This is a genomic window from Collinsella tanakaei (assembly GCF_030373545.1).
In the GTDB taxonomy this organism is placed as follows: domain Bacteria; phylum Actinomycetota; class Coriobacteriia; order Coriobacteriales; family Coriobacteriaceae; genus Collinsella; species Collinsella tanakaei_C.
This window is the reverse complement of sequence record NZ_JAUDCO010000013.1, coordinates 23,120-34,687: the sequence shown is the minus strand read 5'-3', so window position 1 is coordinate 34,687 and position 11,568 is coordinate 23,120. Positions and strand designations below refer to the sequence as shown.

Here is an 11,568-nt window from a genome sequence, read left to right as displayed (position 1 = left end):
AGATGTGTATAAGAGACAGGCCCCCAGCAACGCGCCCGGCCCCCGCAACGCATCTGTCCCCCCCTGCAACGCACCCGGGCTCCTCTGCGCCAAGTGCACTCGTGCGGCGGCCTGCACTCAACCGCTTGCCGTCCAGAAGTAACCGCTCGCAAAAGTCACCGGGGAACGCGCCCGCCTCCTTTCGACCTTCGACTCATTCCCATTGCTCTCGCGTGCGTATAATAAAACTTAACCGATGAAAAATTGTTATCGCATCCCTTGGGCATGCGCGGCAGATGAACGGAGCGCCATGAACGCGACAGTCAAGAGCTTTGCACCTCTCGTCGACTTCCTCGAAGCCGTCTTGAGCTCCAACAGCGAGATCGCTCTGCACGACTTCTCCGATCCCGACCATTCCATCGTCGACATCCGCAACGCCCATGTCTCGGGCCGCAAAATCGGCGCACCCGCAACCGACCTTGCCATCAAGATCATGAACGGCGCCTATGCGGACCGCGATTTCGTGGCCGGCTACACCACGCGCAGCACGGGCAACAAGACGTTGCGCTCCGCCTCGTTCATCATCCGCGAAGATGGACGCTGCGTCGGCATGTTGTGCATCAACACCGATGTCTCGCTGCTGACGCGCCTTGACTCCGTGGTCCAGCAAATCGTCGAGGCCTATGGCGGCGTTCCGTCCACAGAGCGGCCGGCCGCCAGCGAGACGCCTGCGGCACCCGTGCTACCCATCCCTGCGATGGCCTCTGGCGCCCACGAGGTGGAGAGCCTGACCGACTCGACGCAGGACCTCATCGCCCGCAACATCGAGGACCTCGCTGCCGAGCGAGGCCTTGCCGTCGACAAGCTCGGCCAGGCAGAGCGTATCGACATCATCCGCGCGCTCAACGCCAACGGCATGTTCCTGCTCAAGGGCGCCGTGGCGAGCTGCGCCGAGACCATGGGAATCTCCGAGCCGAGCGTCTACCGCTATCTTCAGAAGGTGCGCAAGGAAGGCTAACCGCGCAAAACGGGTGGGCGGCGACGGCGCGTCGCGCTGTAGCTCCTTTATTTCAGGCAGAATCTTCCTTCCATTTTGAGAACCCCCGTTTAGGGGACGGTTTTGCTTGGACCTCAGAAGTAGACAAGATTTTGTCGACGCTCTGAGCTGGCCTTTTAAGATGGCAAGTCCACCGTATACCGAAGGGTGCCTCTCAAAACCGTCCCCTAAACGGGGGTTGTGCGATTCGTCCTTCCGATACTGGCTTGCAACCGGTACTCCCCCGTCGCCGTTCCCGCGACTTTGGCGCAACAACGGCCCCAAAACAGAGCAAGGGGCCATGCGTGCACATGGCCCCTTGCCTTCTCAGTCGGACATGTCGAGGCTTATCGCCTACAGCGCAGCGATGACCTCGATCTCGACCAGGCCGCCGGCGGGAAGCGCGCCCACCTGCACGGCGCTGCGCGCCGGGAACGGCTGGGAGAACTTGGAAGCGTAGATCTCGTTCACCTTGGCGAAGTCGGCGATGTCGGCCAAAAAGACCGTCGTCTTGACGACGTTGTCAAACGTCGCGCCCGCAGCAGCGAGCAGGGCCTCGACGTTGGCGAGCGACTGGGCGGCCTGCGCCTCGACGCCCTCGGGAAGCTTGCCGGTAGCCGGATCGATGCCGAGCTGGCCGGACAGGAAGACCATGTTGCCCGTCTTGATGCCCGCCGAATAGGGGCCGAGGGCTGCGGGGGCCTTGTCGGATGCGATAACGTTCTTGTCCATGATCTGCTCCTTTGTTGCAGGTTGCCTACGGTCGTCCACAACGGACGCCGGAATCCGGAGGCTATGGTGGACTTCGGCATCCGTTGCTTCACAGGGCCTAAAGCACGAACGGCCCGGCGCTTTCGCGCTGTCTCCGATGCTATCTCACGCTACCAGCAGTTGCAAGAAAATTATCACGTATGAGAAAGTTTTATCCGCAGACGGCAGCCAGGCGGCAGCGTATGGCTGTCATATGGGTGACGGGCGCCGGCATGGCGCGGGACACGTACCGTCCTGCCGGGTGGGAAACGGCGCACCGACACGCAAACGGCGCACCGTCACGGCAAGCGGCGCGCTGGCCTGTCGCGCGATAAAAGAGGCGCCCAGCTTCACCGCATCCGACATAGAGGGGACGCGCAGCTCCACCGCATCCGACAGGGAAAGCCCACCGTCCCGCTAAGGTTGCCATGGGGGGACGACTCGGCCATGTCAATACAGCGCATCTCCGGGCTTCGGCCCATGGCGAAATGGTACGGCTCGCGCGCCGCGCCCTTCCCGTTCGGCGGCGCACGCTATACTCATGAGCTGGAAAACCGCGATCGACCAGCCAGAAAGAGCCCTATGAGCACATCTGCCCCGGAGCGCCTCGCGCTCCCGCGCCACCCCGAACTTCTCTCCCCCGCCGGCGGACCGGAAGCGTTCGCCGCCGCCATCGCCGCGGGCGCCGACGCCATCTACTGCGGTATGGGCACCTTCAACGCGCGCCGCAAGGCGACGAACTTCACCGACGAGGCCTTCGAGGCCGCCTGCCGCACGGCACACCTCGCCGGCACGCGCGTTTACGTGACGGTGAACATCGTCATCAAGGACACCGAGATGGCCGAGGCCCTCGAGCTCATCCGCCGCTGCGCCGAGTTGGGCGCCGACGCCTTCATCATCCAGGACTGGGGCCTGTTCTTCGAGGTTCGCCGCCTCATGCCCGACCTCGAGCTCCACGTGTCCACGCAGGCCAACATCCACGATCTGCGCGGCGCCATCTGGTGCCGCGAGGCGGGCGCCGACCGCGTGACCCTTTCCCGCGAACTGTCGGTCCCCGAGATCGCGACCATCGCCGAGGCCGGCATCGACCTCGAGGTGTTCTCCCACGGCTCGATCTGCTTCTCGTATTCCGGCGTCTGCCTGCTGTCGAGCTTCGCCTGCGCCGGCCGCTCCGCCAACCGCGGCATGTGTGCGCAACCCTGCCGCCTGCCCTACGAGCTGCTCGACGAGAACGGCGAGGTCATCCCCACCCCGGGACGCGAGCGCGCGCTGTGCCCGCGCGACAACTGCACCGCCGACATGCTTCCCGAGCTGCTTGAAGCGGGCGCGGGCGCCCTCAAGCTCGAAGGGCGCATGAAGGCGCCCGACTACGTCTACTCCGTGACCCGCGCCTACCGCGAGGCCCTCGACGACGCTCTTTCCGGCTCCCCCGCGGACGCGGACGCCCTGCGCGAGCGCGCGCGACGCCTCAAGCGCTGCTTCAATCGCGACTTCACGAGCGCCTACCAGCACGGCACCTCGGGCAACGAGATGATGAGCTACGAGCGCTCGAACAACCGCGGCCAAACCGTGGGCGAGGTGATCGGCAGCAGGCGCGCCAACAACCCCGCCGGCCTACACCCGGATGACCGCCGCGTGCGCGCCGCCATCGTGCGCATCCGCCTGGATGAACCGGTGGGCGCGGGCGACCTGATCGAACTGCGCCACGACGACGAGTTCGACCGGTTCCTGACCGTGACGGTCCGCGAGGATGCCCCCGCCGGCTCCGTGATCGAATGCCGCGCCGCGCGCGCCATGCCGCAGGGCTCCCTCGCCCGCCTCATCCGCAGCCAGGCAGCCCTTGACGAGGCGTCCGCCGCCCTCCATCGCGGCATCCCCCGCAAGCGGGCAGTCGACGTGCGCATCGTCGCGCGCCTCGGCGAGCCGTTTGCCGTCGAACTTACCTGCACCGACGATCCGACCGCGACTGCCCGGGCCGAGGGCTTCGTCGTCGAAGCGGCACGCACCCGCGCTGTCGACGCCGACGACCTCATCGAGCACGTGGGCCGCATGGGCTCGTCACCCTTCGAGGCCGCACGGTTCGATGTCGAGTTGGACAAGGGATGCGGCATGGGCTTCTCGGCGGTTCACAAGGTGCGCGCCGCCGCCTGCGAGGCGCTCGAGCGCGTCCTGCTCGACGGCTACCGCACGCGTGCCGACCGCCTCGCCGCGCTGCCGCCGCTTGCGCAGACCGCCTATACCGCGACGAGCGCCGTCGACCGCGCTTCCGAAGCCAAAACCGAGCCCGAGATCTGTGCCATCGCCGCGACGGTCGAGGCCGCCCGTGCCGCGCGCGAAGCCGGTGCCGCGCGCGTCTATCTTGCAGCCGACGCTCTCGAGGCGGCCGGGCTGTCCTGCCGAGACGCTGTCGACGCCGGTATTATCCCCCTTTTGGACGAGGTCTGCCGAGCCGCCGACCAGCCGCGCCTCGACGCCTGGATCTGCGCCGGTGCCGCGGTCGCGGTCGGCAACATCAGCGAGCTCGCCTACGCTGCCGCGTGCGGCGCGGCCCCCGAGGTCCGCTCCTGCATACCCGTTCACAACGCCGCGTGCCTGCGCGCCCTCGAGCAGCACGGCGCCGCCGGCTTCTGGCTCTCCCCCGAGCTCACCCTCGACGAGATCGAGCGCATCGCGCCGACTGCCAGCTCGCCTGTGGGGCTCGTCGTCTCCGGCAAGCCGCGCGTCATGACGAGCGAGCACTGCATCCTGCAGGTCGCCGACGCCTGCATCCACGACTGCGCACGCTGCCGTCTGCGCGGCCGTGACCTCTCGCTGCGCAACATCGACGGCAAGGTGCTCCCCGTACGTACCGATATCCACGGCCGCTCGCGCCTCTACGACGGGGTTTCGCTCGACCTCACGCCCCAGATGCCGCGCCTTCTCAAAGCGGGCGTCACCCGCTTCGCCGTCGACGGCACGCTGCTTGCGCCCGACGAGCTTGCCGCCCTGGTCGAGCGAGCCGCCCGCGCGCTCGAAGCGGTCCGCGCCGGCCGCAAGCCCGCCCGGCGCCTTCCCGGCACAAGCGCCGGCTGCCTGTTCGTGGGAGTCGACTGATCGTGGACGCACCGACCATCCTGTACGAGAGCGACACGCTGCTCGCCGTGGACAAGCCTGCGGGCATCATCGTCCACGGCGACGGCACGGGCGCGCCGACCCTCACCGATGCCGTGCGCGTGCTGCTACGCGAACGTGGCGGGCAGGATGGCGATCGGCGCGCGGCCGATCTACAGGCGCTCCAGCGACTCGACCGTGAGACCTCCGGCATCGTCCTGTTCTCCGTCGACAAGTGCACCCAGGCGGCCTACGACCGCATGATCGCCGAGCACCGCATCACCAAGCGCTACCTCGCCGTCGTATGCGGCGCCCCTTCATGGCGCACGCGCACCTTCACGGGGCCGATTGGCCGCGACCGCCACGACGCACGGCGCATGCGCGTCAGCCGCACCGGCAAGCCGGCGACCACGCACGCCCGCGTCCTTGCCCAGACGCGCGTTCGCGGACGCATGCTCACCTTGCTCGATGTCGCCATCGAAACCGGCCGAAAGCACCAGATTCGCGTGCATCTATCCCATGCCGGCTTGGCAATCGCAGGCGACGCGCTGTACGGCACCGCCGACCCCGCTGGTCTGCTGCTCCATGCCGCCCACCTTTCGTTTGACGACCCGGTTGCCGGTGAGCCCATCGTCATCGACGCGCTCGTCCCCGACCGCATCCGCCGTCTGTTTCCCAACCTCAAAATGGGAAAATAGGGACAGACACTTTTTTCCCATGTAGTGCAGGCACTTTTTCCCACGTAGGAACAGCCACTTTTTCTCATGTAGGGCAGGTCCTTTCCACGCGTAGGCGCAGGCACTTTTCCCACGTCCCTTCTCAAGGGCGTTCGCTTTTCCGACCCTATCGCCGAAATCTCAGTCACCACCCTCGGGCCATGGGAGAATAGGGACTGTCCCCGATTTCCCACAGCAGGAGCGGATATGCGAAGCTACATGACCACCGGCGACGGGCAGCTGTCCTTTGCCGAGGAGACCCTCCGATGGCGCCATGACGACTCGAGCGAAGAGCGTCAGATCGTCTGCTATTCCGATGCGCCCCAGCAGCGCGTCATCGGGTTCGGAGCCGCTCTGACCGAGGCATCCGCCTGGGTGTTCGCACAGATGCCCGCCACGCTTCAAGACGAGGTGCTTGTCCGCTGCTTTGGCCCCGCTTCACTCGGGGGCAACGCCTACACCCTCTGCCGCACACATCTGCAAAGCTGCGACTTCGCGCGCGGCAACTACGCGTACGTATCGCGTCCGCGCCGCGGGCAGGATGTGCTCGACACCTTCACCATCGAACGCGACCGCAGCCTGCTCATTCCCTTCATCCGCTGCTGCCAGGCGTTGGCGCCCGAGCTTTCGCTCGTCGCGGCACCGTGGTCTCCCCCTGCGTTCATGAAGACGAACCGCTCCATGAATCACGGCGGAAAACTCCGTGCACGTTATGCCGACGCCTGGGCGCGCGTGCTCGCCCGGGCCGTCGCCGCCTGGCGCGCCGAGGGAATACCCATCGAGCGCCTTGCCGTCCAAAACGAGCCGATGGCGACCCAAACCTGGGATTCCTGCGTCTACACGGCACAGGAGGAGGCGCACTTCGCCGCCTATCACCTCAAGCCCGCCCTTGTCGCCGAGGGCCTGGACGATGTCAAGCTCCTCGCATGGGACCACAACAAGGAGCGGCTCGTATCCCGCATGCACGACATGGATAACGCGCTCGCAGCGGATGGCGGCCTTACCGCGTCATATGCCGGCGCCGCGTTCCACTGGTATACCGGCGACCACTCCGATGCCGTGCGGCTCGCTCGAACGCTGTATCCGGCGTGCGAGCTCATCCACACCGAGGGTTGCGCCGCGTTCTCCGCCGGCAAGGGGCAGACCGCCGCCACCGACGCCGAGCACTACGCGCACGACATGATCGGCGACCTCAACGCCGGGGCAAACGGCTACATCGACTGGAATATCCTGCTCGACGAGCAGGGCGGCCCCAACCATGTCGGCAACTTCTGCGACGCGCCGCTTATGTACGACCGCGCGTCCGAGCGCCTGATCGTTAACCGTAGCTTCGACTACATCGGTCACATCACGCGCTTCGTGCAGCCCGGCGCGCGCATCCTTCCCACCTCGAGCCACACCGATTGGCTTGAGACCCTTTGCGCCCTCAACCCAGATGGCACGCATACTCTGGTCATCCTCAACCGCACAGCACGCAACCGGCGCTCTACCGTGCGCGACGGCGCGCGTACCACGCAGATCGCGACCCCCGCGCACAGCATCCAGACCCTCATCTGGTAGTCGGGCCCACGCTGCTGAGTGTCTCATCCTCATCACCATCGCGAAGTGAGCGCGCCGTTTTGAACCCTTTTGTATACCACTGAGGTAGCAATTCTCTGAGCTGGGGTTTTGTCGATCACACCACGGTGTCTACCCGCCGATTCAAAAACGACGCACTCACTTCGCGACATAGCGCCGCTAAACCTGGAACCGCCCGCCGCAAACCTGGACCAAAACGCCGCGAACCCAGCCCGCCCGCGGCAAAACAAGGGCCTACCCGCCCCAAAAAAGAGCTCGCCGGCCGCAAACGCGGGCCCACCCACCCCAACCAAGCCCAACCAGCCCCTAACCCTGCCTCACCCACGGCAAAACACGAGCAGCGCGCCGGACCAGCCAAGTGCGCATGAAAAAAGCGCCCCTGGACCGAAGTCCAAGGGCGCCCATACGAGCGATATGCTCAGGCAGCTTAGAACTCAGCGCCGCACTTCTTGCAGACGCGCAGCTTGTTCTTGCCGTCCTTCTTGTGGCCAACGCGGGTGGCCTGGCCGCACTTGGGGCAGATGAGCATCACGTTGGAGGCGTCGATGGCAGCCTCCTGGGACACGATGCCACCCTGCTGGTTCTGCGCGGTGGGCTTCACGGCCTTCTTGACGATGGCCACGCCCTCGACGACAACCTTGCCCTCAGCGGGAAGCGCGCGCAGGACGGTGCCCGTCTTGCCGCGATCCTTGCCGGAGAGCACCTTGACGTTATCGCCCTTCTTGATGGACATAGACATAACGGTCTCCCCTAACTACAGGGTCTCGGGTGCAAGCGAGACGATCTTCATGTACTTCTTGTCACGAAGCTCACGAGCGACGGGCCCGAAGATACGGGTGCCGACGGGCGAGCCGTCCTTGTTGATGACGACGGCGGCGTTGTCATCAAAGCGGATGTAGGAGCCGTCCTTGCGGCGGATCTCCTTCACGGTGCGGACGACGACGCAACGGACGACGTCCTTCTTCTTGACGTTAGCGCCCGGGGTAGCCTCCTGGACGGCAGCGATGATCACGTCGCCGATGCCAGCGTAACGACGCTTGGAGCCACCGAGCACCTTGATGCAGCGAACCTTGCGCGCACCGGAGTTGTCAGCAACCGTGAGCATGGTTTGCATTTGAATCATGGTAGTTCCTCCGAATGAGAGATCGATGAGAGGTACGCCGGCCGTATGTGGCCTGTGTCAGCCGGCGCGGCGCACATCACCGAAAGAAGCGTACGGTCCTGTTACTTGGCGCGCTCGATGATGTCGACGAGACGCCAACGCTTCATCTTGGACAGAGGACGGGTCTCCATGATGCGAACGGTGTCGCCCACGCCGGCCGTGCACTCCTCGTCGTGCGCATGAAACTTCTTGGTGCTGGTCATCATCTTGCCGTACTTCGGGTGACGCTTGCGCTCCGTGGTCTGGACAACGATGGTCTTGTTGCCCGAGATGGAGACAACGACGCCCTGACGGACCTTGCGCGCGTTACGCTCAGTCGTTTCAGTCATGCTTCACTCCTGCGATTCTACTCGGTGGCAGCGGTCTTCTCCGCTGCGATCTGACGGGCGCGCTGCTCCGTGAGGACACGAGCGATGTCCTTCTTCACGGTCTTGACGCGAGCGGTGTTGTCCAGCTGGCTGGTGGCCATCTGGAAGCGAAGGTTGAAGAGCTCGGCGCGCATCTCCTTCAGCTTGTCAGCAAGCTGGGCGTCCGAAAGCTCACGAATCTCTGCGGGCTTCATTTACTTATCCTCCCCGTCGGAAGTAGCGCGGGTAATGATCTTGGTCTTGATCGGCAGCTTGTGCTGGGCCAGGCGGAGAGCCTCACGGGCGATCTCCTCGGAGACGCCCTCGACCTCGAACATGACGCGGCCGGGCTTGACGACGGCCACCCACTCCTCGGGATTACCCTTACCGGAACCCATGCGGGTCTCAGCGGGCTTCTTGGTGATGGGCTTGTCGGGGAAGATCGTGATGTAGACACGACCGCCACGCTTCATGTAGCGGGTCATGGCGACACGAGCAGCCTCGATCTGGCGGTTGGTGATCCAGTGGGCCTCGAGAGCCTGCAGGCCGATGGTGCCGAAATGCAGCTCGGTATGACCCTTGGCATGACCCTTCATGGAGCCACGCTGCACCTTACGGTGGAGAACACGCTTAGGGGCAAGCACTACTGACCCCTCCTCTCGGAATTACGACGGCGAGGACGCGAAGGACCCTCGAGGGCCGGGTTGGGGACCGGCTGGCCGGGGAGCTTCTCGCCCAGGTAGATCCAGACCTTCACGCCGCAGGCGCCCATGGTGGTGTGAGCGACGGCGGTGCCGTAGTCGATCTTGGCGCGAAGGGTGTGCAGAGGCACGCGACCCTCGCGGTACCACTCGCGACGGCCCATCTCGGCGCCGCCGAGACGACCGGAGCACTGGATACGGATGCCCTTGGCACCGGACTTGCGGGCGGTCTGGACGGCCTTGCGCATGGCGCGACGGAAGGCCACGCGGCCCTCGAGCTGCTCAGCGATGGACTGAGCGACCAGGGTGGCGTCGAGCTCGGGGCGCTTGATCTCGATGACGTCGACGGACAGGTGACCGCGGTCGACACCGACGACCTTCTCGAGGTCGTGACGGAGGTTGTCGATCTCGGCGCCCTTCTTGCCGATGACGATGCCGGGACGGGCGGTGTAGATGACGATCTTCACCTTGTCGCCGGCGCGCTCGATCTCCACGCGGGAGACGGCGGCACGGGACAGACGCTTCTTGAGGTACTTGCGGATCTCAAGGTCATTGCCGAGGGTCTCGGCGTAGTTCTTGCCGGCGTACCAGCGGGAACGCCAGTTCTCGGTGATGCCGAGACGGAAGCCGGTGGGGTAGACTTTCTGACCCATAGCTTAGGCCTCCTTTCCGGGAGCAACGACGATGGTGATGTGGCTCGTGCGCTTGAGGATGCGGGAAGCGGAGCCCTTGGCGCGAGGACGGATGCGCTTCAGCGTGGGGCCCTCGTCGACGTAGGCATACTTCACGACCAGGTTAGCGGCGCGCATGCCGTTGTTGTTCTCGGCGTTGGCCACGGCGGACTTGAGGACCTTCTCCACGTCCACGGCGACGGCGCGCTCGCAGAAGTGAAGGATGTCGAAGGCCTGGGCCACGGACTTGTTACGGATCAGATCGACCACCAGGCGAGCCTTGCTGGGGGACACGCGGACGTACTTGGCCGTCGCGCGGACCTCACGGGTCTCGGTGTCGGTAGACTTAGTTGCCATTTACGATGAACCCCCTATTTGGCCTTGTGGCCACGGAACGTACGAGTCGGCGCGAACTCGCCGAGCTTGTGACCGACCATGGACTCGGTGACGTACACGGGAACGTGCTTGCGGCCGTCGTGGACGGCGATGGTGTGACCAACCATCTCGGGGAAGATGGTGGACGCGCGGGACCAGGTCTTCACGACGTCCTTCTTGCCGGCCTCGTTCATCGCGACGATACGCGAGAGAAGGCGAGCTTCCACGAACGGGCCCTTTTTGAGACTTCTGCTCATAAGTGCTAACTCCTAAAACTCGGTATCGACTACTTGCGACGACGACGGATGATGAGGGCGTTGGAGACCTTCTTCTTGTTGCGGGTGCGATAGCCCTTGGTCGGCTTGCCCCACGGGGTAACAGAAGGACGGCCAGAGGTGTGGTTCTTGCCCTCGCCACCGCCGTGCGGGTGGTCAACCGGGTTCATGACCGTACCGCGGACGGTAGGACGGACGTTCATCTTGCGCTTACGGCCAGCCTTGCCGATGACGATGTTGGAGTGCTCGGCGTTGCCGACCTCACCGACGGTCGCGCGGCAGGTGAGCAGGATGCGGCGCATCTCGGAAGACGGCATGCGCACGATGGCGTACTTGCCCTCCTTGCCCATGAGCTGGCAGGCGGTGCCGGCGGAACGGGCGATCGCGGCGCCCTTGCCGGGCATGAACTCGATCGCGTGGATGAGCGTACCGACAGGGATCTCGGACAGCGGCATGGCGTTGCCCGGCTTGATGTCGGCGCCGGCGCCGGACAGGATCTGATCGCCGACCTTCAGGCCCTTCGGGGCCAGGATGTAGCGCTTCTCGCCGTCCACATAGTGGAGCAGGGCGATGCGGGCGGAGCGGTTGGGGTCGTACTCGATGGTCGCGACCTTGGCCGGGACGCCGTCCTTGTTGCGCTTGAAATCGATGACGCGGTAGCGACGCTTGACGCCGCCGCCCTGATGACGGGTCGTGATGCGACCCTGGTTGTTACGACCGGCCTTCTTGGGCAGGGGCTCGAGGAGCGACTTCTCGGGCTTGGTCGTCGTGATCTCGGAGAAGTCCGAGATCGTCTGCCAACGCCTGCCGGCGCTGGTCGGTTTGAGGTGCTTTACAGCCATTACCTATCCCTTTCGAATCTATCCGCTCGCCACCGCAAGCTGGGAT

Annotated in this window: 14 protein-coding genes; 4 read left to right on the top strand and 10 right to left on the bottom strand. The window is 65.1% G+C overall.

Going from position 1 to position 11,568, the window contains the following annotated elements; genetic code table 11:
• Nucleotides 1-289 precede the first annotated feature (289 nt).
• Entirely contained in the window at nucleotides 290-997 is a 708-nt protein-coding gene (locus tag QUW00_RS08910) for a helix-turn-helix transcriptional regulator (protein WP_289614027.1), read from the top strand.
• 372 nt (nucleotides 998-1,369) lie between these two features.
• Here the strand turns inward: QUW00_RS08910 and QUW00_RS08905 are convergent, their stop codons facing one another.
• The gene (locus QUW00_RS08905; RefSeq protein WP_289614026.1) at nucleotides 1,370-1,747 is read right to left on the bottom strand and encodes a RidA family protein; all 378 of its coding nucleotides are present in this window, start codon (nucleotides 1,745-1,747) and stop codon (nucleotides 1,370-1,372) included.
• A gap of 600 nt (nucleotides 1,748-2,347) precedes the next feature.
• On the opposite strand from QUW00_RS08905, the gene QUW00_RS08900 reads away from it, so the two are divergent.
• The 3 genes from QUW00_RS08900 to QUW00_RS08890 all read left to right on the top strand — a co-directional run bounded on the left by QUW00_RS08900 (nucleotide 2,348) and on the right by QUW00_RS08890 (nucleotide 7,131).
• Nucleotides 2,348-4,858, top strand: coding sequence for a U32 family peptidase (locus QUW00_RS08900; protein WP_289614025.1), 2,511 nt, complete (start codon nucleotides 2,348-2,350; stop codon nucleotides 4,856-4,858).
• A 2-nt stretch (nucleotides 4,859-4,860) separates the two neighbouring features.
• Nucleotides 4,861-5,553 (top strand): RluA family pseudouridine synthase, encoded by a 693-nt coding sequence (locus QUW00_RS08895; protein WP_289614024.1) that lies wholly within the window; start codon nucleotides 4,861-4,863, stop codon nucleotides 5,551-5,553.
• 225 nt (nucleotides 5,554-5,778) lie between these two features.
• Complete coding sequence (locus QUW00_RS08890; RefSeq protein ID WP_289614023.1) at nucleotides 5,779-7,131, top strand: glycoside hydrolase family 30 protein; 1,353 nt, start codon at nucleotides 5,779-5,781, stop codon at nucleotides 7,129-7,131.
• A gap of 445 nt (nucleotides 7,132-7,576) precedes the next feature.
• Here the strand turns inward: QUW00_RS08890 and rplX are convergent, their stop codons facing one another.
• From rplX to rplB, 9 genes are all read right to left on the bottom strand, one after another.
• Complete coding sequence (gene rplX / locus QUW00_RS08885) at nucleotides 7,577-7,888, bottom strand: 50S ribosomal protein L24 (protein WP_289614022.1); 312 nt, start codon at nucleotides 7,886-7,888, stop codon at nucleotides 7,577-7,579.
• Between the two features lie 15 nt (nucleotides 7,889-7,903).
• Nucleotides 7,904-8,272 carry a 50S ribosomal protein L14 gene (gene rplN, locus QUW00_RS08880; RefSeq protein ID WP_204616093.1) on the bottom strand — a complete coding sequence of 123 codons (369 nt, stop codon included), beginning with the start codon at nucleotides 8,270-8,272 and terminating at the stop codon, nucleotides 7,904-7,906.
• 101 nt (nucleotides 8,273-8,373) lie between these two features.
• Nucleotides 8,374-8,640, bottom strand: a complete 267-nt coding sequence (gene rpsQ / locus QUW00_RS08875; RefSeq protein ID WP_289614021.1) for a 30S ribosomal protein S17 — start codon at nucleotides 8,638-8,640, stop codon at nucleotides 8,374-8,376.
• A 17-nt stretch (nucleotides 8,641-8,657) separates the two neighbouring features.
• Nucleotides 8,658-8,873, bottom strand: a complete 216-nt coding sequence (gene rpmC / locus QUW00_RS08870) for a 50S ribosomal protein L29 (protein ID WP_289614020.1) — start codon at nucleotides 8,871-8,873, stop codon at nucleotides 8,658-8,660.
• Nucleotides 8,874-9,302 carry a 50S ribosomal protein L16 gene (gene rplP / locus QUW00_RS08865; protein ID WP_289614019.1) on the bottom strand — a complete coding sequence of 143 codons (429 nt, stop codon included), beginning with the start codon at nucleotides 9,300-9,302 and terminating at the stop codon, nucleotides 8,874-8,876.
• Nucleotides 9,302-10,012 carry a 30S ribosomal protein S3 gene (rpsC, locus tag QUW00_RS08860; protein ID WP_289614018.1) on the bottom strand — a complete coding sequence of 237 codons (711 nt, stop codon included), beginning with the start codon at nucleotides 10,010-10,012 and terminating at the stop codon, nucleotides 9,302-9,304. Before rpsC ends, rplP begins: the two co-directional genes overlap by 1 nt.
• Nucleotides 10,013-10,015: 3 nt before the next feature.
• Nucleotides 10,016-10,387, bottom strand: a complete 372-nt coding sequence (gene rplV, locus QUW00_RS08855) for a 50S ribosomal protein L22 (RefSeq protein ID WP_289614017.1) — start codon at nucleotides 10,385-10,387, stop codon at nucleotides 10,016-10,018.
• 14 nt (nucleotides 10,388-10,401) lie between these two features.
• The gene (gene rpsS / locus QUW00_RS08850) at nucleotides 10,402-10,662 is read right to left on the bottom strand and encodes a 30S ribosomal protein S19 (protein ID WP_022349932.1); all 261 of its coding nucleotides are present in this window, start codon (nucleotides 10,660-10,662) and stop codon (nucleotides 10,402-10,404) included.
• A gap of 29 nt (nucleotides 10,663-10,691) precedes the next feature.
• On the bottom strand, nucleotides 10,692-11,522 hold the full coding sequence (rplB, locus tag QUW00_RS08845) for a 50S ribosomal protein L2 (RefSeq protein WP_289614016.1): 831 nt from the start codon (nucleotides 11,520-11,522) through the stop codon (nucleotides 10,692-10,694).
• Nucleotides 11,523-11,568: the final 46 nt, after the last annotated feature.

What these genes read in the sequence shown, in the direction of transcription:
- rplN (WP_204616093.1), bottom strand. Translation starts at nt 8,272, where the DNA reads ATGATTCAAATGCAAACCATGCTCACGGTTGCTGACAACTCCGGTGCG.
- rpsC (WP_289614018.1), bottom strand. Translation starts at nt 10,012, where the DNA reads ATGGGTCAGAAAGTCTACCCCACCGGCTTCCGTCTCGGCATCACCGAG.
- QUW00_RS08905 (WP_289614026.1), bottom strand. Translation starts at nt 1,747, where the DNA reads ATGGACAAGAACGTTATCGCATCCGACAAGGCCCCCGCAGCCCTCGGC.
- QUW00_RS08910 (WP_289614027.1), top strand. Translation starts at nt 290, where the DNA reads ATGAACGCGACAGTCAAGAGCTTTGCACCTCTCGTCGACTTCCTCGAA.
- rplX (WP_289614022.1), bottom strand. Translation starts at nt 7,888, where the DNA reads ATGTCTATGTCCATCAAGAAGGGCGATAACGTCAAGGTGCTCTCCGGC.
- rplV (WP_289614017.1), bottom strand. Translation starts at nt 10,387, where the DNA reads ATGGCAACTAAGTCTACCGACACCGAGACCCGTGAGGTCCGCGCGACG.
- rplB (WP_289614016.1), bottom strand. Translation starts at nt 11,522, where the DNA reads ATGGCTGTAAAGCACCTCAAACCGACCAGCGCCGGCAGGCGTTGGCAG.
- QUW00_RS08890 (WP_289614023.1), top strand. Translation starts at nt 5,779, where the DNA reads ATGCGAAGCTACATGACCACCGGCGACGGGCAGCTGTCCTTTGCCGAG.
- rpsQ (WP_289614021.1), bottom strand. Translation starts at nt 8,640, where the DNA reads ATGACTGAAACGACTGAGCGTAACGCGCGCAAGGTCCGTCAGGGCGTC.
- rpmC (WP_289614020.1), bottom strand. Translation starts at nt 8,873, where the DNA reads ATGAAGCCCGCAGAGATTCGTGAGCTTTCGGACGCCCAGCTTGCTGAC.
- rpsS (WP_022349932.1), bottom strand. Translation starts at nt 10,662, where the DNA reads ATGAGCAGAAGTCTCAAAAAGGGCCCGTTCGTGGAAGCTCGCCTTCTC.
- QUW00_RS08900 (WP_289614025.1), top strand. Translation starts at nt 2,348, where the DNA reads ATGAGCACATCTGCCCCGGAGCGCCTCGCGCTCCCGCGCCACCCCGAA.